Source organism: Pseudomonas nicosulfuronedens (assembly GCF_005877905.1).
GTDB lineage: Bacteria > Pseudomonadota > Gammaproteobacteria > Pseudomonadales > Pseudomonadaceae > Pseudomonas > Pseudomonas nicosulfuronedens.
Window position 1 is genome coordinate 59,902 of sequence record NZ_SWDV01000039.1, and the last position, 19,898, is coordinate 79,799.

Below are 19,898 nucleotides of genomic sequence, written 5' to 3' on the forward strand. Positions count from 1 at the left end.
ATAACGGAATGTTCAGACCCCTGTCCGTCTTCATCGGCACCCGCTATACCCGTGCCAAGCGACGCAACCATTACATCTCGTTCATCTCCCTGACCTCGATGATCGGCCTTGCCCTGGGCGTGCTGGCGATGATCGTGGTGCTCTCGGTAATGAACGGCTTCCAGAAGGAAATGCGCTCGCGAATCCTCGGCATGGTCCCGCATGCCGTGCTGCAGAAAACCAGCGGTCCGCTGGACGACTGGCAGCGCGTCGCCGACGTGGCGAAGCAGAACCCGAAGATCGTCGGCGCGGTACCCTACACCGAAGTCGACGGCATGCTCTCCTACAAGGGCATGATGCAGCCCATCGAGGTCGATGGCGTCGATCCGGCGCTGGAAACCCAGGTGTCGATCATCGGTCAGCACATGGTTCGCGGCAGCCTCGATGACCTCAAGGCCACCGAGTTCGGCGTGGTCATCGGTGAGATCACCGCGCGTCGCTTCCACGTCAACGTCGGTGACAGCCTGCTGCTGATCGTTCCAGAGCCGAGCACCGCGCCTGGCGGCATCACCCCGCGCATGCAGCGCCTGAATGTGGTCGGCATCTTCAAGGTCGGTGCCGAACTGGACAGCACCCTGGCGCTGATTCACGTGGACGACGCGGCGAGCCTGATGCGCTGGCAGCCCGGCCAGGTGCAGAGCGTGCGCATCGCCCTGAAGGACCTGTTCCAGGCGCCAGAGGTGGGTGCAGCCATTGCCAGACAGTTGGGCGACGGCTACCGCTCGGTGGACTGGACCCACACCCAGGGCAGCCTGTTCAGCGCGATGAAGATGGAAAAGACCATGATCGGCCTGCTGTTGCTGCTGATCGTCGCGGTCGCCGCCTTCAACATCATCGCCACCCTGATCATGGTCGTGGCCGACAAGCGCGCGGACATCGCCATCCTGCGTACCCTGGGCGCCACACCTAAGCAGATCATGGCGATCTTCATGGTGCAGGGCACGGTGATCGGCCTGATCGGTACCGTCATCGGCTGCGTACTGGGCGTACTCGCGGCGTACAACGTCACCGCCATCGTCTCGACCCTGGAGCGGATTGCCGGCACCCACGTGTTCAACTCGGATATCTACTTCATCAACTACCTGCCGTCCGACCCGCAGATCAGCGACATTGTGCTGATCTGCGTCGCGGCGCTGTCGATGAGCTTCCTCGCCACGCTTTACCCGGCCTGGCGCGCGGCCTCGACCCAGCCGGCGGAATCGCTGCGTTACGAGTGATTCACCGGCCCATGAAAAAGCCGCCCTTCGGGGCGGCTTTTTCGTTTCAGAGGCCTTGCTGCAGATTGCGCAGCGTGCGGCGCCGCCGCCAGCTGCGGCCGATCCACCAGCGCCAGTAACCCTCGGTGAGCAGATAGCCGAGGATGCCCACCAGGATGCCGCAGATCACCGAGCCCAACAGGAAGGGCTGCCAGAGCATCGCCAGTTCGCCGCTGATCCATTCCCAGGTCAGGTGGTCGGGCAGCGCGCGCGCCGGGATGCCCATGACCCAGGCGCCCATCTTGTAGGTGCAGTAGAACACCGGCGGCATGGTGATCGGGTTGGTCAGCCAGACCAGCCCCACCGAAATGGGCAGATTGGCGCGCACCCAGATGGCCAGCGAGGCGGCTAGCAGCATCTGTAGCGGGATGGGAATGAACGCGGCGAACAGCCCCATGCCCATGGCACGGGACACGGAGCGGCGATTCAGGTGCCAGAGGTTGGGCGACTGGATCAGCGGTCCGAGAAAGCGCAGGCCCTTGTGGTTCCTGATGCTCTCCGGATCCGGCATGTAGCGCTTGAAGATTCGGCGCGGCATGGAGGAAATCTCTGGCAGACGGACGACGCACCATTATGCCTAGCTAGGTGACAGTCATTCGTTGCCAACTATGTCCGTGTGTAACCGCCGCCGGCCCATCGGATCGGCGGTCGCACCGGGTCCGGGAGTCGCTCCGTTGCCTCGTACAGGGATGTTCGCGCTGGCCCTGGGATTGCTGGCGCTGCGCTGGATGCCGGCGCTTCCGCCTGGCTGGCTTCTGCTGGTCCTCGCGCTGCTCGCGTTGCCTCTGTTATTGACTCGCGGCTACTTCATCGGCCTGTTCCTGCTCGGTTTCGCCTGGGCCTGCCTGTCGGCGCAGTGGGCGCTGGATGACCGCCTGGCGCCGGAACTGGACGGCCGCACGCTATGGCTGGAGGGTAGGGTGGAGGGGCTGCCGGATCGCTCCGGGCCCTCGGTGCGCTTCCTGCTCGCCGATGTCTCCAGTCCTCGTGCGAAGGTCCCTGGCACGCTGCGCCTGTCCTGGTTCGGCGGGCCACCGGTGGAGGGCGGCGAGCGCTGGCGCTTGGCGGTGAAACTCAAGCGTCCCCACGGCATGGCCAATGGTGCGGGGTTCGACTACGAGGCCTGGCTCACCGCCCAGCGTATCGGTGCCACCGGCAGCGTGAAGGATGGGCAGCGCCTGGAGGCTTCCAGCGGTCCTCGCGCCTGGCGCGAAGCCTGGCGGCAACGCCTGCTGGCGGTGGACGCCCACGGTCGTTCCGGGGCGCTCGCCGCCCTCGTGCTGGGCGATGCCTCCGGGCTGACCACGGTGGATTGGCAAGTCCTGCAGGACACCGGAACCCTGCACCTGATGGTGATTTCCGGTTCGCACATCTCGCTGCTGGCCGGCCTGCTCTATGCGTTGGTCGCTGGGCTGGCGCGGCTTGGCTGCTGGCCTGCGCGCCTGCCCTGGTTGCCTTGTGCCTGCCTGCTGGCCGCAAGCGGTGCCTGGACCTACAGCCTGATGGCGGGGTTCGAGGTGCCGTTGCAGCGCGCCTGCGTCATGGTCTCTATCGTCCTGCTGTGGCGTCTGCGCTACCGCCATCGAGGGCTGTGGACGCCCTTGCTCGGCGCCTTGCTGACGGTACTGCTGGTCGAGCCGCTGGTGGTGCTGTTGCCGGGCTTCTGGCTGTCCTATGCGGCGGTGGCGTTGCTGATCTTCGGGTTCTCGGGTCGGCTGGGGCGCTGGACCGCCTGGCGGACCTGGCTGCGTGCGCAATGGCTGATGGCAGTCGGGTTGCTGCCGGCTTCCATCGCCCTGGGGTTGCCGCTGAGTGTTTCCGGCGTGGTCGCCAACCTGATCGCGGTGCCCTGGGTGGAGCTGATCGTGGTGCCGCTGGCCCTGATGGGGAGTTTGGCGCTTGGGCTTCCCTGGCTTGGCGAGGCATTGCTCTGGATCTCGGGCGGTCTGCTGGAGCTGCTGTTCCGCCTGCTGGGCTGGATGGCTGGGCTGGCGCCGGCCTGGCAGCCGGTAGCGGCGCCGATCTGGGCGGTGGTGCTGGCGATGCTGGGGGCGCTCCTGCTGCTTGCGCCGGCTGGTGTGCCATTGCGTTCGCTGGGCCTGGCGATGTTCCTGCCGGTGTTCTGGCCGACGGTGCCGCTGCCCGCGCCCGGCATGGCCGAGATCCGTGTGCTGGACGTGGGGCAGGGGCTTTCAGTGCTGATCCGTACTCGCAGCCAGGCCTGGCTCTATGACACTGGGGCGCGCAATGGCGATTTCGACATCGGCGAGCGCGTTGTCGTGCCGACGCTGCGCAGCCTGGGGATCGGTCGTCTGGATATGTTGATGCTCAGCCACGCGGACAACGACCATGCCGGCGGCGCCATGGCGGTGAAGAGCTCGTTGCAGCCAGTTCAAGTCATCAGCGGCGAGCCAGAGCGTCTGCCAAGGGAGCTGCAGGCCCGGCCCTGTCGCGTCGACGAGTGGGCAATCGACGGCGTTCGACTCTCCAGCTGGGCATGGGCGGGTGCCCGGGAAAGCAACGACCGCTCCTGCGCCCTGGAAATCGAAGCCAACGGCGAGCGCATCCTGCTTACCGGCGACCTGCCGCAACCCGCCGAGCTGGCATGGCTGGCGGCGCATCCGGGCGAACGCATCGACTGGTTGCTGGCGGGACATCACGGCAGCCGCAGCTCCTCCGGGCTGGCCTTCCTCCGAGCGATCCGGCCGTCGACGGCGATCATCTCGCGCGGCGCCAACAACCCTTATGGCCATCCGCACCCGTCGGTCGTCGAGCGCTTCCGCGCGCTGGGCATACGGATTCAGGATACGGCGGAGCAGGGCGCGCTGACCCTGACGCTCGGTGCCCATGGCGAGGTCCGGGGAGTGCGGGAAGGTGCACATTTCTGGCAGGAAAATTGAGCCTTGGGCGGTCGGCTCGCCACGGCCCCTGTGCTAGAGTGGCGCCACTTTTTTTCAGGGGATTCACCACTGTGTGGGAACTGGTCAAAGCTGGCGGCTGGATGATGCTGCCGATCTTGCTGAGCTCCGTCGCTGCCATGGCGATCGTCGCCGAACGTCTCTGGACCCTGCGCTTGAGCCGCGTGGCCCCGCCGCAGCTGCTCGGCCAGGTGTGGAAGCAGATCAAGGACAAGAAGATGAACAGTCAGGCCCTCAAGGACCTGCGTGCGTCTTCCCCGCTGGGTGAAATCCTCGCCGCCGGCCTGGCCAACTCCAAGCACGGTCGCGAGATCATGAAGGAGTGCATCGAGGAAGCCGCTTCCCGCGTCATCCACGAACTGGAGCGCTACCTCAACGCCCTGGGCACCATCGCCGCCATGGCGCCGCTGCTCGGCCTGCTGGGCACCGTGTTCGGCATGATCCAGATCTTCAGCGCCTTCATGGGCGATGGCATGGCCAACGCGCCGATGCTCGCCGGCGGTATCTCCAAGGCCCTGATTACCACCGCGGCTGGCCTGATCGTGGCGATCCCGGCGGTGTTCTTCCACCGCTACCTGCTGCGCCGGGTCGATGAGCTGGTCATCGCCATGGAGCAGGAAGCCATCAAGCTGGTGGAAGTGACCCAGGGTGACCGCGAAGTCGACTTCGTCGAGGAAGGCAAAGCGTGAAATTCCGCCGCAGAGCGGGCGGAGCGGCCCGCGAGGACGTCTTCATCAACCTGGCGTCGCTGATCGACGTGATCTTCGTGCTGCTGCTGTTCTTCGTGGTCGCCACCTCGTTCACCAAGCCGTCGCAGCTCAAGGTCGAACTGCCTGAAGCGGTCAGCGGCACGCCGCCCGAAGCCACCGAGATCAAGCAGCTGGAAATTTTCATCAGCCTCGAAGGTCACTACGCACTCAACGGCCAGAGCCTGGCGCGTGATGACCTGGAAAACCTGATGAACGCGATGCAGCGGGAATCTGCCGGTGACAACAGCCTGCCGGTAGTGATCACTGCCGACGGCAAGGTGGACTACCAGTCCGTGGTTACCGCGATGGATGCCGCTGGCAAGCTGGGCTTCACCCACCTGCGCATTACCACCATCGAGTCCCGGGCGGACAAGAAGACCCCCTGATGGCGTTCTCCGACCGCCTGCTCGACGCCTGGTACAAGGGCCATCCGGCCCTTGCGCTGCTCAGACCGCTCGAATTGCTCTATCGGCGCGTTGCCCAGGGCCGCCGGCAGGACTTCCTCTCCGGCGCCAAGCCCGCCTACCGCGCTCCCGTACCGATCATCGTGGTTGGCAACATCACTGTGGGCGGCACCGGCAAGACGCCGATGATTCTCTGGCTGATCGAACACTGCCGTGCCCGCGGTCTGAAGGTCGGTGTGGTCAGCCGTGGCTACGGCGCGAAACCGCCGCAGACGCCCTGGCGCGTGCGCGCCGAGCAGTCGGCGGCGGAGGCGGGTGACGAGCCGTTGATGATCGTGCGCCGCAGCGGCGTGCCGCTGATGATCGACCCGGACCGCTCCAGTGCCGTGCGCGCGCTGCTGGCTGAGGAAGCACTGGACCTGATTCTCTGCGACGATGGCCTGCAACATTACCGCCTGGCCCGCGATCTGGAGCTGGTGCTGATCGACGCTGCCCGGGGCCTGGGCAACGGCCGCTGCCTGCCCGTAGGGCCGCTGCGCGAACCCGCCGAGCGACTGGCCGAAGTCGACGCCGTGCTGCACAACGGCGCGCCGTCCGATCCGCCCGGCGCCTTCTCTTTCGGCCTGCGACCTTCTGCCCTGGTCAACCTGGCCAGCGGCGAACACCGTGGTGTCGAGCATTTCCCCGTCGGTCAGCAGGTGCATGCCGTGGCCGCAATCGGCAACCCCCAGCGTTTCTTCGCAACGCTCGAGACGCTAAACTGGCGGCCGATTCCGCATCCCTTCCCCGACCATGCGGCCTTTACCGCCGAGCAGCTGCGCTTCACGCCGGAACTGCCGCTGGTCATGACCGAGAAGGACGCGGTGAAATGCCGGGCCTTCGCCGCGCCCGACTGGTGGTACCTCGCCGTCGAAGCGCAGCCGTCACCGGCCTTCGTCGCCTGGTTCGATGCCCAGCTCGAGCGCCTGCTCGCTCGCTGATTTGCCGTCGAAATCCGGCGCCGTCCGCATTCAAACTGTTCGCTGTTTAAGCTCAAGGAACGCACCATGGACCCGAAACTCCTCGATATCCTCGCCTGTCCGCTGTGCAAGGGCCCGCTCAAGCTCACCGACGACAAGTCCGAGCTGATCTGCAAGGCCGACGGCCTGGCCTACCCGGTGCGCGACGGCATTCCGGTGATGCTCGAAGGCGAGGCGCGTACCCTGAACGTCGACGAGCGTCTGGACAAATAACGCCATGACCCAGGCCTACACCGTCGTCATTCCCGCTCGCTACGCCTCCACCCGCCTGCCCGGCAAGCCGCTGCAGGACATCGCCGGCAAGCCGATGATCCAGCACGTCTGGGCGCAGGCCGGCAGAAGCTCAGCCGCCCAGGTGGTGGTCGCCACCGACGATCAGCGCATCTTCGAGGCCTGCCAGGGCTTCGGCGCCCAGGTGGTGCTGACCCGTGCCGACCACAACTCCGGCACTGATCGCCTGGCGGAAGTGGCCGACGCGCTGGGCCTGGCCGACGACGCCATTGTGGTCAACGTGCAGGGCGACGAACCGCTGGTACCGCCGTCGATCATCGATCAGGTGGCCGCCAACCTCGCGGCGCACTCGGAGGCGGGTATCGCCACCCTGTGCGAGGAAATCCACGACCCGGCCGCATTGTTCAACCCGAACATCGTCAAGGTGGTCAGCGACAAGAATGGCCTGGCGCTGACCTTCAGCCGCGCCACGCTCCCTTGGGCGCGCGATGCCTTCGCGGTGGACCGCGAAAGCCTGCCGGCCAGCGTGCCGTACCGCCGCCACATCGGCATCTACGCCTACCGCGCACGCTTCCTGCGCGATTTCGTGGCCTGGGGCCCGTGCTGGCTGGAAGACACCGAGTGCCTGGAGCAGTTGCGTGCGCTCTGGCATGGCGTGCGCATCCACGTGGCTGACGCCCTGGAAGCGCCGCAAGCCGGCGTCGACACCCCGGAAGACCTGGAGCGCGTGCGGCGCATCCTGGGGGCCTGATGAAGGTCCTGTTCGTCTGCCTGGGCAACATCTGCCGCTCGCCCACCGCCGAAGGCGTGTTCCGCCACAAGGTGCGCGAAGCGGGGCTAGAGGGTCACATCGAGATCGACTCGGCCGGCACCGGCGACTGGCATGTCGGCAAGGCGCCGGATGCGCGCACCCGCGCCGCCGCGCTGCGCCGGGGCTATGACCTGTCGGGTCTGCGGGCACGGCAGGTCAGTGCCGCTGACTTCGCTCGTTATGACCTCGTGCTGGCCATGGATAACGCCAACCTGCGTGATCTGAAGGGGCTGCGCGGCAGTCACGGCAAGGCTGAGCTGGATCTGTTCCTGCGCCGCTACGAGCTGGAAATCGACGAAGTCCCTGATCCCTACTACGGCGGCGAGGACGGTTTCGAGCAGGTGCTGGATCTGGTGGAAAGGGCCTGCGATGGCCTGCTGACGGAAGTGAAGGGGCGCCTGTGATTCTGCAACTGCAAGAACGCATTTCCCTCAAGCCCTACAACACCTTCGGTGTCGAAGTCGCGGCGCGCTGGTTCGCTCAGGCCCACGACGATGACGAGGTGCGCGCGGCTATCGCTGCTGCTGCCGAAAAGGGCCTGCCGCTGATGGTGATCGGTGGCGGCAGCAACCTGCTGCTGACCCGTGACGTCGACGCGCTGGTGCTGCGCATGGCTTCCCGTGGCGTGCGTGTCGTCAGTGATGACGGTGAGCGCGTGCTGGTCGAGGCGGAAGCTGGCGAGGTGTGGGATGACTTCGTGCGCTGGACCCTGGCGCAGGGACTGGGTGGGCTGGAAAACCTCAGCTTGATTCCCGGCACTGTCGGCGCTGCGCCGATGCAGAACATCGGCGCATATGGCGTCGAGATCAAGGATGTGTTTGCCGGCCTGACCGCGCTGGACCGCGAGTGCGGCGAGTTGCGCGAGTTCGGCCTGGAAGACTGCGCCTTTGCCTACCGTGAGAGTCGCTTCAAGCGCGAGCCGGGGCGCTGGCTGATCCTGCGCGTACGCTTCACCCTGAGTCGCGTGACGAAGCTGCATCTGGACTATGGGCCAGTGCGTCAGCGACTGGCAGAGGAGGGCGTGACTGCGCCGACGCCGGCCGATGTCTCGCGAGTGATCTGCGCGATCCGCCGCGAGAAGCTCCCTGATCCGGTGGTGCTGGGCAATGCCGGCAGTTTCTTCAAGAACCCGGTGGTTTCCGCAAAGCAGACCGAAGCGCTGCGCCAGCGTTACAGCGATCTGGTTGCGTATCCGCAGGGCGATGGTCAGATGAAGCTGGCCGCCGGCTGGTTGATCGACAAGGCAGGCTGGAAGGGCTTCCGCGATGGCGCGGTGGGTGTGCATGCGCAGCAGGCGTTGGTGCTGGTGAACTACGGCGGCGCCACCGGGGCTCAGCTGCATGCACTGGCCAAGCGCATTCGTGACGATATTCAACAGCGCTTCGGCGTGGAGTTGGAGATGGAGCCGAATCTCTACTGAGTTCGCTTCCAATAAAAAGGGGATGCCAAGGCATCCCCTTTTTTGTGGCCGCTTGTTGGGAGCTTTTGGTAGGAGCGAGCTTGCTCGCGAACGGTCCAGCGCCTGCGTTACTGGTTAATTCTATTCGCGAGCAAGCTCGCTCCTACATGTGGTGCTGGCGTTGCAGTGTGCGGGCAATAAAAAAGGGGATGCATCTGCATCCCCTTTTTCAGGTCAGGAAGCTATCAGCTGTGGTGCTTTTCCACCACGGAGCCTTCTTCCTCGGACTTCACGGCTTCGACGCCTTCAGTCTGTTCGGCTGCCGGTTGCTCGGCGGCTTCAGCAGCTTCGTTCACAGCTTCGGCCTCGATGGCTTCGACAGTGACTTCAGCGGTCGGCTCAACCACGACTTCGGCTTCCACGGCGGCGGCTTCTTCAACCACGGCTTCGACGACCGGAGCCTGCTCCACCTGCGGAGCGGCAGCGGCAGCAGCGGCTGCTTCGTGGGCGGCGCGTTCCTGGCGACGACGCTCGCGCGGGTCGTTGGAGGCGCGGCCGGTGGCGTTGGCCGGAACAGCCGGAGCTTCTTCGGTCGCTGCCGGAGTGGTAGTCGGAGCTTCCTCGGCAACCACCGGGGCTTCAGTCTTGGGCTCTTCGAGCAGCTGGGCGACAGCTTCGATCACGGTTTCAGCGGCTGGAGCCGACGCCTCTTCCGCAACCACCGGCTCGGCGGCAGTCACTTCAGCGGTCTCGTTGGCAGTCTCTACCGGCTCGGCAGGTTGCTCGGCGGGCTTGGCCAGGAACTCGATGGTCTGCTCCAGAGCGCTTTCGGTGCGTACGGCTTCAACCACGCCGGATTCCAGCGGCTGGGGCGCGGCTTCAGCCTGAGCAGCAGGCTGATCCTGCTCGGCGGCAGCTTCAGCAACGGCTACAGCGGTAGCGGCGGCAGCGACCATGGCGGCGGGCGACGGAGTATCGGAGGCAGCCTGTTCGGCAGCGCCTTCAGCGCTCACTTCGCCTTCCGCGCCTTCAACGCCATCCACACCGGCTTCACGCTGGCGCTCGCGGCGGTTGCTGCGGCGACGCTGACCACGGGAGCGGCGACGCGGACGCTCGTCGTCCGAACCTTCGTCGTCCTGCTGGTCCAGCAGCTCTTCGTTCGGCAGCTCTTCAGCTTCCAGGGCAGCGGCATCGCGAGCCTGACGGTCTTCGCGCGGTTGGCGCTCTTCACGGGGCTGACGCTCGCCACGCTCACCGCGGGGCTGACGCTCTTCGCGCGGCTGGCGCTCTTCACGCGGTTGACGCTCGGTGCGCTCACCACGCTCTTCGCGGGGCTGACGCTCCTCGCGCGGCTGGCGCTCGGCGCGTTCTTCACGCGGCTGACGCTCTTCACGCGGTTGACGTTCGGCGCGCTCTTCACGCGGCTGGCGTTCTTCGCGTGGTTGACGCTCAGCACGCTCTTCGCGCGGCTGACGCTCCTCGCGGGGCTGACGCTCGGCGCGCTCTTCACGCGGCTGACGCTCTTCGCGGGCGGGACGTTCAGTACGCTCACCGCGCTCGTCGCGGCGGCCACGCTCTTTGCGCTCGTCATCACGACGACCACCATCGCGACCGTCACGGCGACGGTTCTGCTGGCGACCGTTGCGGCGCTCGCCCTGGCCTTCGCTGCGCTCGGTGGCGGGCTTCTCGGCGACGACCGGGGTCGGCTCCGGCTTGCTGCCGGCGAACAGGCCTACCAGCGACTTCACCAGGCCCTGGAACAGGCTTGGCTCAGGCATGGGCTTGGTGGCTTCGGCGGCGACCGGTGCTTCGGCGGCAGCCTGCTGCGGGGCAGGGCTCTGCGGGGAAACGGTCTTCACCGCGGCTTCCTGGCGGACCAGGGTGCGGGTGGCGCTGACCGGCTGGACTTCCTCGTGCTCTTCCGGGGCCATCTCATAGCTGGCGTGGCCGGACAGCAGTTCGGGGTTGTCGTCACGCAGGCGCTGGACTTCGAAGTGCGGAGTTTCCAGGTGGTCGTCCGGCAGGATGAAGATGCGCGCGCGGGTGCGCAGTTCGATCTTGGTGATGGCGTTGCGCTTTTCGTTGAGCAGGAAGGCGGCTACCTGGAATGGCACGCGCGCACGAACTTCTGCGGTGCGGTCCTTCAGGGCTTCTTCTTCGATCAGGCGCAGGATGGCCAGCGACAGGGATTCGACGTCACGGATGATGCCTTGGCCGTTGCAGCGCGGGCAGACGATGCCGCTGGTCTCGCCGAGGGACGGACGCAGGCGCTGGCGGGACATTTCCAGCAGACCGAAGCGCGAGATGCGGCCAACCTGTACGCGGGCACGGTCGGCTTCCAGGGCTTCGCGGACGCGTTCTTCCACGGCACGCTGGTTCTTCGCCGGGGTCATGTCGATGAAGTCGATGACGATCAGGCCGCCGATATCACGCAGGCGCAGTTGGCGGGCGATTTCCTCGGCCGCTTCCAGGTTGGTCTGCAGGGCGGTTTCTTCGATGTCGCCGCCTTTGGTTGCGCGGGCCGAGTTGATGTCGATGGACACCAGGGCTTCAGTCGGATCGATGACGATGGAGCCGCCCGACGGCAGTTTCACTTCGCGCTGGAAGGCGGTTTCGATCTGGCTCTCGATCTGGAAGCGGTTGAACAGCGGAACGCTGTCCTGATACAGCTTCACTTTGCTCGCGTACTGCGGCATGACCTGCTGGATGAAGTTCAGGGCTTCTTCCTGGGCGTCGAGGCTGTCGATCAGCACTTCGCCGATGTCCTGGCGCAGGTAGTCGCGGATCGCGCGGATGATGACGTTGCTTTCCTGGTAGATCAGGAACGGACCGCTGCGCTCGCCGGAGGCTTCCTTGATGGCGCCCCACAGTTGCAGCAGGTAGTCCAGGTCCCATTGCAGCTCTTCGGAGCTGCGGCCCAGGCCCGCGGTGCGGACGATCAGGCCCATGTCGCCGGGAACTGTCAGGCCGTTCAGGGCTTCGCGCAGTTCGTTGCGCTCTTCACCCTCGATGCGGCGGGAGATGCCACCGGCGCGCGGGTTGTTGGGCATGAGCACCAGGTAGCGGCCGGCGAGGCTGATGAAGGTGGTCAGGGCGGCGCCCTTGTTGCCACGTTCTTCTTTCTCGACCTGTACGATGACTTCCTGGCCTTCGCTCAGGACGTCCTTGATGTTGATGCGACCTTCAGGGTTCTTCTTGAAGTACTCGCGGGAGATTTCCTTGAGGGGGAGGAAGCCGTGGCGTTCGGCGCCGAAGTCGACGAATGCGGCCTCGAGGCTCGGCTCGATGCGGGTGATACGGCCTTTGTAGATGTTGGCCTTTTTCTGCTCGCGCGCGCCGGACTCGATGTCCAGGTCGAACAGGCGTTGGCCGTCTACCAGCGCTACACGCAACTCTTCGGGTTGAGTCGCGTTGATCAGCATTCTTTTCATGTAGTACCAATGGTTTCCGGGGCCACCGGAAACGGCGATCGGCACACACGACTCTCACGGTCGGTGCTAAGGCACGTACTCAGGAACGGCGGACCATTCCAGTGTCCAGCGGCAGCAGGATAAATCTGCTGTGCCGCGACTACGTTTCCTGCTTGTCGAGTAAGAACAAGCACTCATCAGGAGGAGGAATTAACTGTCAGATGCGGACGATAAGTGCGTCTACGTTCAGGGCATGCGTTCAAGGCATGAACGCAACGCAATCCGCCAGTTGTGCATCTCCACCCTGCACATTTCCCTAAGAGCCGGGTGCCACTCGCTGAATCCGGGAGCGGGGTTGGCTTTTATCACGGCGACCTTGGTTGCCGTGGTCATGTCTGAAGGCCTGGGTTTCGAGGCGCTGTCGGCGCGAGAATCGCTCGGGCCGTTGCAACGCTTCCGGGGACTGCCTCGTGTCCGTTCAATGTGTTTGCAGGCGGTTGGGGATGGCGATTACGCGATCATCCGCAGGCCTGGCCACTTTTGGCGGCCTCCCGAATATAGCAGCAATGATTAAGTGCTTCAATTGAATGAAAAATTGTTATTATATCCGCATGACAAATCCCGCCCCTCCGACTTCCGGCGTTCAGCTGCTTGAAGTCGCGCCGGAGTATGCCGGCCAACGAATCGACAATTTCCTCCGCACCCAGCTCAAGGGCGTGCCCAAGACGCTGATCTACCGCATCCTTCGCAAGGGTGAAGTGCGGGTCAACAAAGGCCGCATCAAGCCGGAGTACAAGCTGCAGGCCGGCGACGTGATACGTGTCCCGCCGCTGCGTCTGGCTGAGCGTGACGAACCGGTGCCGCTGGCCCAGGGTCTGCTGGAGCGCCTCGAGGCCGCCATTGTCTTCGAAGACAAGGCGCTGATCGTGGTGAACAAGCCTACCGGTATCGCCGTGCACGGCGGCAGTGGCCTGAATTACGGGGTCATCGAGGCCTTCCGTCAGCTGCGTCCGGAGTGCAAGGACCTGGAGCTGGTGCATCGCCTGGATCGCGACACTTCCGGTCTGCTGATGATCGCCAAGAAACGCAGCATGCTGCGTCACCTGCACGATGCCCTGCGCGGCGAGCGCATCGTGGACAAGCGTTACCACGCCCTGGTGCGCGGCAACTGGCCGGCAGCGAAGAAGCAGATCGCCGTGCCGCTGCTGAAGAACAATCTGCGCTCCGGTGAGCGCGTGGTGGAAGTGAATCCCGAAGGCAAGGAAGCGCTGACCGAGTTCAAGGTGCTGCGTCGCTTCGGCGATTTTGCCACCCTGGTCGAGGCGCGTCCGATAACCGGTCGTACTCATCAGATTCGTGTGCACGCCAAGCACGCTGGTCACTCCATTGCCGGCGACCCCAAGTACGGCGACGAAGATTTCTCCCGCGAAATTCGCGAGCTGGGCGGCAAGCGCCTGTTCCTGCATTCGGCCTACCTGCGCGTGCCGCTGCCCGATGGCGCTGTGCTGGAGTTGGAAGCGCCGGTGGACGAAATCTGGCAACGCACCGTGGAGCGTCTGGATGCGTGAGTATTCCCTGCTGATCTTCGACTGGGATGGCACGCTGGTGGATTCCATTGGTCGCATTGTCGAGGCGATGCGGGTCGCGGCAGTCGGTTCCGGCCTCCCGGAACGCAGTGATGCGGCCATAAAAGGCATCATTGGCCTGGGCCTGCCGGAAGCTATCCAGACGCTGTATCCGGAGGTGGAGGAGGGCGAGCCGCTGGAGCGCTTCCGCCTCGACTACGGCAATCACTACCTGAGCCTGGAGGTACAGCCTTCGCCGCTGTTCCCGGGCGTGTCTGAGGCCATGGCTGAGTTTCGCGGGGCGGGCTACCAGTTGGCGGTCGCTACCGGCAAGAATCGCCGTGGTCTGGATCGCGTGCTGGCGGGGCAGGGCTGGACCGACTTCTTCGATATCACTCGCGCTGCCGACGAGTCAGCGAGCAAGCCGGATCCGCGCATGCTGCACGAGATTCTGGAACATTGTCGGGTCGGCGCTCGCGACGCGTTGATGGTGGGTGATTCACCCTTCGACCTGGAGATGGCTCGCCGCGCCGGTATGGATTCGGTGGCGGTGGGCTATGGTGCTCAGTCGCTGGAGGTCCTTCGGGAGTATGCTCCGGCACTGGAAGTGAATCATTTCAATGAATTGCGCGCCTGGCTCGCTGGGCGCTCGGTCAAACCGGTGCTCGAGGTAGGCAACTGATGTCGGATGAATGGAAGGCGGACGATAACAAGGCTGCACATACCGTGGCAGGTGACGAAAAGAGCTGGAAGTTGCTGGAGAAGGCCGTACTGGCTGGTGTTCAGGAGCAGCGCCGGTCGCGTCGCTGGGGTATCTTCTTCAAGTTGCTGACCTTCGTTTATCTGTTCGGTGCGTTGGCGCTGTTCAGTCCTTTCAGTGGCTTGTCCAAGTCTGCGTCGCGCAGTGCCAGTCATACGGCGTTGATCGAAGTGAAGGGCATGATTGCCGACAACGAGCCGGCCAGTGCCGACAACATCGTTGGTGCGCTGCGTTCCGCGTTCGAGGATGCGGGCACCAAGGGCATCGTCCTGCGTATCAACAGTCCGGGCGGCAGCCCGGTGCAGTCTGGTTATATCTACGATGAAATCAAGCGCCTGCGCGGTGAGCATCCGGATATCAAGGTCTACGCGGTTATCAGCGATCTGGGTGCCTCCGGTGCCTATTACATCGCCAGTGCCGCCGACGAAATCTATGCCGACAAGGCCAGTCTGGTCGGTTCCATTGGTGTGACGGCGGCGACTTTCGGCTTCGTCGGCACCATGGAGAAGCTGGGCGTGGATCGCCGCATCTATACCTCGGGCGAGCACAAGGCGTTCCTAGATCCGTTCCAGCCACAGAAGGCGGATGAAACGGCCTTCTGGCAGCAGGTGCTGGATACCACTCACAAGCAGTTCATCGACGTAGTGAAGAAGGGGCGCGGTGATCGCCTGAAAGACAAGGATCATCCAGAGCTGTTCTCCGGTCTGATCTGGTCTGGCGAGCAGGCGTTGCAGTTGGGGCTCATTGATGGTTTGGGTAGCTCCAGCTACGTCGCGCGCGAGGTCATCAAGGAGAAAGAAATCGTGGATTACACCGTCCAGGAAACGGCCTTCGACCGCTTTACCAAAAAGCTGGGCGCCAGCGTCGCCGAGCGCATGGCGATGTGGATGGGCTTTCAGGGTCCGGCCCTGCGCTGAATACGCTTCCTTATATAAGGAAGGAAAAAGGCCCGGCAAATGCCGGGCCTTCTTGTTTCAGGCTTTCTGTTTCAGGGGATGGGGACCTGTTCGGCCAGCAGCATGTCCACCAGGCGAATCAGCGGCAGGCCGACCAGGCTGGTGGCGTCTTCGCCTTCGGTAGAGCGGAACAGGCTGACGCCCAGGCCTTCGGCCTTGAAGCTGCCAGCGCAGTCGAACGGTTGTTCGGCTTCCAGGTAGCGGCGAATGCGTGTGTCGTCGAGATTGCGGAAGTGCACGGTAAAACGCACGCAATCGATTTGGGCTTGACCGCTCTGGCTATTGAGCAGGCAGAGTCCGGTGAGGAAGCTGACGCTCTTGCCGCTGGCATCCTTCAGTTGTTCGGTTGCGCGCTCGAGGTTGTGCGGTTTGCCAAGAATCCGGCTGCTGTTAACCGCGGCCTGGTCCGAGCCGATGATCAGGTGGGTGGGATAGTGCTGGGCCAGTGCGCGAGCTTTGCTTTCCGCCAGCCGGCGCACCAGTTGTTCAGCGTTCTCGCCGGGCAGTGGGGTTTCGTCGATGTCTGGGCTGGCGCATTCGAACGGCAGTCGCAGTCGCTGCAATAATTCGCGGCGGTAGGGCGAGCTGGAAGCAAGGATCAGGGGTGGCATGGAGAATTCCTTCGGAGCGTCACCGCGATTCTAGCGAAAAGGGCTGTCCATACAGCGGTTTATGGCTAATTTCCTTTGACAGCTTCGGGTGCATCCCTATAATGGCGCGCTTATGTTGAATGGACCGATACCACCTCACGTTGATCCGCGCAAATTGGTAGAGCGCGCCGCCACCCTCGAGGGTGTGCTGCCGATCGCCAAGATGGCACGTCTCAGCGAGCAACTGACCAGCAGTGATGGCGATGTTCACGCGAAGTTTTCCTTCTTCCGTGACCAGCAGAAACTGGCGGTCATGCACGTCGAGCTCAATGGCGAGGTGAGCATGGTATGCCAGCGCTGTCTCGAGCCGGCCAAATTCCATGTGGGTGGTGAGTACGATTACGTCATCATCCCGGAAGGCAAGTCGATCGATGATCTGCCCAGTGGCTACGATGCGCTGGAAGTGGGGGATGACCCCATCGACCTGACCTCGCTGGCTGAGGACGAGTTGCTGCTCGCCTTGCCCATCGTGCCGGTCCATGACCCTGAGGATTGCCAGCAGCCGGTGGGATACGCTACAGCGCCCGAACCGAGCGAGAACGTCGAAGAGCGGCCCAATCCGTTCAGCGTACTGGCGCAGTTGAAGCGTGACCCAAACGTTTAGGAGTTAATCAATCATGGCTGTTCAGCAGAACAAAAAATCCCGTTCCGCTCGTGACATGCGTCGTTCGCACGATGCCCTGGACGCGAACGCTCTGTCCGTGGAAAAGAGCACCGGTGAAGTTCACCTGCGCCACCACGTCTCCCCGGACGGTTTCTATCGCGGCCGCAAGGTCGTAGACAAAGGCTCTGACGAGTAATCTTTGTCCGCACCAATCATCGCGATTGATGCAATGGGTGGGGACTACGGTCCCCACTGCATTGTTCCGGCCTGCATTTCCTTTCTGGCCGAATATGCTTTCCTCCAGCTGGTCCTTGTCGGCCAAGCTCCTCTGATAGAAGAACACCTGCACGGCCTTTCTCCGGTCGAGCGTCAGCGTCTTCATGTCCACCACGCCAGCGAAATCGTCACGATGGACGAGCGTCCGTCCCAGGCGTTGCGTGGCAAGCCCGATTCCTCCATGCGTGTTGCCCTCGAGCTGGTTCGGGATGGCAAGGCTCATGCCTGCGTCAGTGCCGGCAATACTGGTGCGCTGATGGCGCTCTCCCGTTACCTGCTCAAGACGTTGCCCGGTATCGACCGACCAGCGATGGTGACGGCCGTGCCGACGCAAACCGGCCACTGCCATCTGCTCGACCTGGGCGCCAATGTCGACTGCAGCGCCGAGCATCTCTATCAATTTGCCGTCATGGGTGCCGTGGCCGCAGAGGCGCTGGGCAAGAGTAATCCTCGGGTCGCGTTGCTGAATGTCGGTACCGAAGACATCAAGGGCAACCAGCAGGTGAAGCTGGCGGCCAGTCTCCTGCAGCAGGCGCGTGGCGTGAATTACATCGGCTACATCGAAGGCGATGGCCTGTATCGCGGGCTGGCGGATGTGGTGGTGTGCGACGGTTTCGTCGGTAACATCCTGCTCAAGTCCAGCGAGGGGTTGGCAGCGATGGTCGCGGCGCGTCTGGAAGAGTTGTTCAACTCCAGTCTGCCAGCGAAGGCGGTCGGACTGATGGCGATGCCATTCCTGCGCCGGCTGCGCGGCGATCTCACGCCTTCCCAGCACAATGGCGCGAGTTTCCTGGGTTTGCAGGGTATCGTGGTGAAGAGTCACGGCAGTGCGAAAGAGGAGGGCATCCAGAGCGCCCTGCGTCGCGCGCTGCTGGAAGTTCGCGAGAATCTGCCCCAGCGGCTGCATGGTCGTCTGGAACATCTGCTCTAATGTGTGACCGCGGTCGTCAGACCGTCATCCAACTGTCAGTTCAATGCGCCAGGCTCTCGCCGGCGTTATCCATTTGACGACACAGACAAAAGGGACCTGTTGCAATGTCCGCATCCCTCGCCTTCGTATTCCCCGGTCAAGGTTCGCAGTCGCTCGGCATGCTTGCCGAGATGGGCGCTCAACACGCCATCGTGCGCGATACCTTCGCTGAAGCCTCCAATGCCCTGGGTTATGACCTCTGGGCCCTGGTGCAGGACGGTCCGGAAGAGCGCCTGAACCAGACCGACAAGACCCAGCCCGCCATTCTCACTGTCTCCATCGCCCTGTGGCGCCTGTGGCAGGCCGAAGGTGGTGTGCAGCCGGCTTACGTCGCCGGCCACAGCCTGGGTGAGTACTCCGCGCTGGTTGCCGCCGGCAGCCTGGCTTTCGCCGATGCGGTGAAGCTGGTCGAGCGCCGTGGCCAATTGATGCAGGAGGCTGTTCCTGCTGGCACTGGTGGTATGGCCGCCATTCTCGGTCTCGAAGATGCTGACGTGCTTGCCGCCTGCGCCGAGGCGGCCCAGGGTGAAGTGGTCAGTGCCGTGAACTTCAATGCGCCCGGTCAAGTGGTGATCGCTGGTGCGGCCAAGGCCGTCGAGCGTGCCATCGAGGCGTGTAAGGCCCGTGGCGCCAAGCGTGCCGTCGCGCTGCCGGTCAGCGTACCTTCGCACTGCGAGCTGATGCGTCCGGCTGCCGAGCGTTTCGCCGAGGCTGTCGAAGCCGTTCAGTGGCAGATGCCGCAGATCGCCCTGGTACAGAACGTTACCGCCCAGGTCCCGGCTGATCTGGCCGCGCTCAAGCGCGACCTGCTGGCGCAGCTGTACAGTCCGGTCCGTTGGGTCGAGAGCGTGCAACTGTTGGCCGAGAAGGGCGTCACCGACCTGGTCGAGTGCGGCCCGGGCAAGGTACTGGCTGGTTTGAACAAGCGTTGCGCCAAGGGCGTGACCACCCACAACCTGGACTCCGCGGACGCCTTCGGCGCAGCCCGCGCGGCTCTGGCTTGAACAGGAGATAAGGCATGAGTCTGCAAGGTAAGGTTGCCCTGGTTACCGGCGCGAGCCGTGGTATTGGCCAGGCCATTGCGCTGGAACTGGGGCGCATGGGTGCCACAGTGGTCGGCACCGCCACCAGCGAGTCCGGCGCGCAGAAGATTTCCGAGTACCTCAAGGAAAACGGTATCCAGGGTTCGGGCATGGTGCTGGATGTATCCAATGACGAGTCCGTGACCGCCGTTGTCGAAGCCATCCAGAAGGAATCCGGAGCACCGGCTATCGTCGTCAATAACGCCGGTATCACCCGCGATAACCTGCTGATGCGCATGAAAGATGACGAGTGGTTCGATGTGGTCAACACCAACCTCAACAGCCTCTACCGTTTGTCGAAAGCCGTTCTGCGCGGCATGACCAAGGCTCGCTGGGGTCGCATCATCAATATCGGCTCCGTTGTCGGTGCCATGGGTAACGCCGGGCAGACCAACTACGCCGCTGCCAAGGCTGGCCTGGAAGGCTTCACCCGCGCCCTGGCGCGCGAAGTTGGGTCCCGTGCTATCACTGTCAACGCGGTTGCTCCGGGCTTCATCGACACCGACATGACTCGCGAACTGCCCGAGGCTCAGCGCGAAGCGCTGCTCGGCCAGATTCCGCTGGGTCGACTGGGACAAGCCGAAGAGATCGCCAAAGTGGTAGCATTCCTCGCTTCCGAGGGCGCAGCTTATGTAACGGGTGCCACGGTACCGGTGAATGGCGGAATGTACATGAGCTGATGTGACCAGTTCCTTCCTGGCGATGTCATATGCGCTGTCTAAAATTCTCCAAGCGTCGTCACGCTGGAATAGACAGAGCATCTGGGTTGCCGGGAAGGGGCGTCAGCGTTCAGCTTGAA

Annotated in this window: 20 protein-coding genes; 17 read left to right on the plus strand and 3 right to left on the minus strand. The window is 63.9% G+C overall.

Annotated features, from left to right (window positions below; all coding sequences use genetic code 11):
• The first annotated feature begins 8 nt into the window (after positions 1-8).
• A complete protein-coding gene (locus tag FAS41_RS24800) occupies positions 9-1,256 on the plus strand; it encodes a lipoprotein-releasing ABC transporter permease subunit (RefSeq protein WP_138526015.1) in 1,248 nt (415 codons plus the stop codon).
• 46 nt (positions 1,257-1,302) lie between these two features.
• Here FAS41_RS24800 and FAS41_RS24805 read toward each other — a convergent pair whose 3' ends face one another.
• A complete protein-coding gene (locus tag FAS41_RS24805) occupies positions 1,303-1,833 on the minus strand; it encodes a DUF2062 domain-containing protein (RefSeq protein WP_138526016.1) in 531 nt (176 codons plus the stop codon).
• Between the two features lie 151 nt (positions 1,834-1,984).
• Between FAS41_RS24805 and FAS41_RS24810 the strand changes: the two genes are divergently transcribed.
• From FAS41_RS24810 to murB, 8 genes are all read left to right on the plus strand, one after another.
• Positions 1,985-4,195 carry a DNA internalization-related competence protein ComEC/Rec2 gene (locus FAS41_RS24810; RefSeq protein WP_138526031.1) on the plus strand — a complete coding sequence of 737 codons (2,211 nt, stop codon included), beginning with the start codon at positions 1,985-1,987 and terminating at the stop codon, positions 4,193-4,195.
• A gap of 71 nt (positions 4,196-4,266) precedes the next feature.
• Positions 4,267-4,902 (plus strand): MotA/TolQ/ExbB proton channel family protein, encoded by a 636-nt coding sequence (locus tag FAS41_RS24815; RefSeq protein WP_017519262.1) that lies wholly within the window; start codon positions 4,267-4,269, stop codon positions 4,900-4,902.
• Positions 4,899-5,348, plus strand: coding sequence for an ExbD/TolR family protein (locus FAS41_RS24820; protein ID WP_138526017.1), 450 nt, complete (start codon positions 4,899-4,901; stop codon positions 5,346-5,348). Before FAS41_RS24815 ends, FAS41_RS24820 begins: the two co-directional genes overlap by 4 nt.
• Positions 5,348-6,346 carry a tetraacyldisaccharide 4'-kinase gene (gene lpxK, locus FAS41_RS24825; RefSeq protein ID WP_138526018.1) on the plus strand — a complete coding sequence of 333 codons (999 nt, stop codon included), beginning with the start codon at positions 5,348-5,350 and terminating at the stop codon, positions 6,344-6,346. Before FAS41_RS24820 ends, lpxK begins: the two co-directional genes overlap by 1 nt.
• Before the next feature lie 66 nt (positions 6,347-6,412).
• Complete coding sequence (locus FAS41_RS24830) at positions 6,413-6,598, plus strand: Trm112 family protein (RefSeq protein ID WP_009621404.1); 186 nt, start codon at positions 6,413-6,415, stop codon at positions 6,596-6,598.
• Between the two features lie 4 nt (positions 6,599-6,602).
• Positions 6,603-7,367 carry a 3-deoxy-manno-octulosonate cytidylyltransferase gene (kdsB, locus tag FAS41_RS24835; RefSeq protein WP_138526019.1) on the plus strand — a complete coding sequence of 255 codons (765 nt, stop codon included), beginning with the start codon at positions 6,603-6,605 and terminating at the stop codon, positions 7,365-7,367.
• The gene (locus tag FAS41_RS24840; protein ID WP_138526020.1) at positions 7,367-7,831 is read left to right on the plus strand and encodes a low molecular weight protein-tyrosine-phosphatase; all 465 of its coding nucleotides are present in this window, start codon (positions 7,367-7,369) and stop codon (positions 7,829-7,831) included. The genes kdsB and FAS41_RS24840 overlap by 1 nt, the downstream gene beginning before the upstream one ends.
• Complete coding sequence (gene murB / locus FAS41_RS24845; RefSeq protein WP_138526021.1) at positions 7,828-8,847, plus strand: UDP-N-acetylmuramate dehydrogenase; 1,020 nt, start codon at positions 7,828-7,830, stop codon at positions 8,845-8,847. The genes FAS41_RS24840 and murB overlap by 4 nt, the downstream gene beginning before the upstream one ends.
• Before the next feature lie 224 nt (positions 8,848-9,071).
• Here the strand turns inward: murB and rne are convergent, their stop codons facing one another.
• On the minus strand, positions 9,072-12,257 hold the full coding sequence (gene rne / locus FAS41_RS24850) for a ribonuclease E (RefSeq protein WP_138526022.1): 3,186 nt from the start codon (positions 12,255-12,257) through the stop codon (positions 9,072-9,074).
• Positions 12,258-12,847: 590 nt separating this feature from the next.
• Here rne and rluC point away from each other — a divergent pair.
• The 3 genes from rluC to sppA are packed head-to-tail and all read left to right on the plus strand — an operon-like array spanning position 12,848 to position 15,478.
• On the plus strand, positions 12,848-13,804 hold the full coding sequence (gene rluC / locus FAS41_RS24860; protein WP_138526023.1) for a 23S rRNA pseudouridine(955/2504/2580) synthase RluC: 957 nt from the start codon (positions 12,848-12,850) through the stop codon (positions 13,802-13,804).
• Positions 13,797-14,483 carry an HAD-IA family hydrolase gene (locus FAS41_RS24865; protein WP_138526024.1) on the plus strand — a complete coding sequence of 229 codons (687 nt, stop codon included), beginning with the start codon at positions 13,797-13,799 and terminating at the stop codon, positions 14,481-14,483. Before rluC ends, FAS41_RS24865 begins: the two co-directional genes overlap by 8 nt.
• On the plus strand, positions 14,483-15,478 hold the full coding sequence (gene sppA, locus FAS41_RS24870; RefSeq protein WP_138526025.1) for a signal peptide peptidase SppA: 996 nt from the start codon (positions 14,483-14,485) through the stop codon (positions 15,476-15,478). The genes FAS41_RS24865 and sppA overlap by 1 nt, the downstream gene beginning before the upstream one ends.
• 71 nt (positions 15,479-15,549) lie before the next feature.
• On the opposite strand, the gene FAS41_RS24875 is transcribed toward sppA, so the two are convergent.
• Positions 15,550-16,128: a Maf family protein gene (locus FAS41_RS24875; protein ID WP_138526026.1), complete on the minus strand. Its 579-nt coding sequence runs from the start codon at positions 16,126-16,128 to the stop codon at positions 15,550-15,552.
• 112 nt (positions 16,129-16,240) lie between these two features.
• Here FAS41_RS24875 and FAS41_RS24880 point away from each other — a divergent pair, with 112 nt between their 5' ends.
• The 5 genes from FAS41_RS24880 (at position 16,241) to fabG (ending at position 19,779) form a co-directional block, all read left to right on the plus strand.
• Positions 16,241-16,771, plus strand: a complete 531-nt coding sequence (locus tag FAS41_RS24880; RefSeq protein WP_045211618.1) for a YceD family protein — start codon at positions 16,241-16,243, stop codon at positions 16,769-16,771.
• A gap of 13 nt (positions 16,772-16,784) precedes the next feature.
• Entirely contained in the window at positions 16,785-16,967 is a 183-nt protein-coding gene (gene rpmF, locus FAS41_RS24885) for a 50S ribosomal protein L32 (protein WP_009621425.1), read from the plus strand.
• A gap of 3 nt (positions 16,968-16,970) precedes the next feature.
• Positions 16,971-17,978: a phosphate acyltransferase PlsX gene (plsX, locus tag FAS41_RS24890; RefSeq protein ID WP_138526027.1), complete on the plus strand. Its 1,008-nt coding sequence runs from the start codon at positions 16,971-16,973 to the stop codon at positions 17,976-17,978.
• Positions 17,979-18,082: 104 nt separating this feature from the next.
• On the plus strand, positions 18,083-19,021 hold the full coding sequence (gene fabD, locus FAS41_RS24895; protein WP_138526028.1) for an ACP S-malonyltransferase: 939 nt from the start codon (positions 18,083-18,085) through the stop codon (positions 19,019-19,021).
• 14 nt (positions 19,022-19,035) lie between these two features.
• Entirely contained in the window at positions 19,036-19,779 is a 744-nt protein-coding gene (fabG, locus tag FAS41_RS24900) for a 3-oxoacyl-ACP reductase FabG (protein ID WP_037014455.1), read from the plus strand.
• Positions 19,780-19,898: the final 119 nt, after the last annotated feature.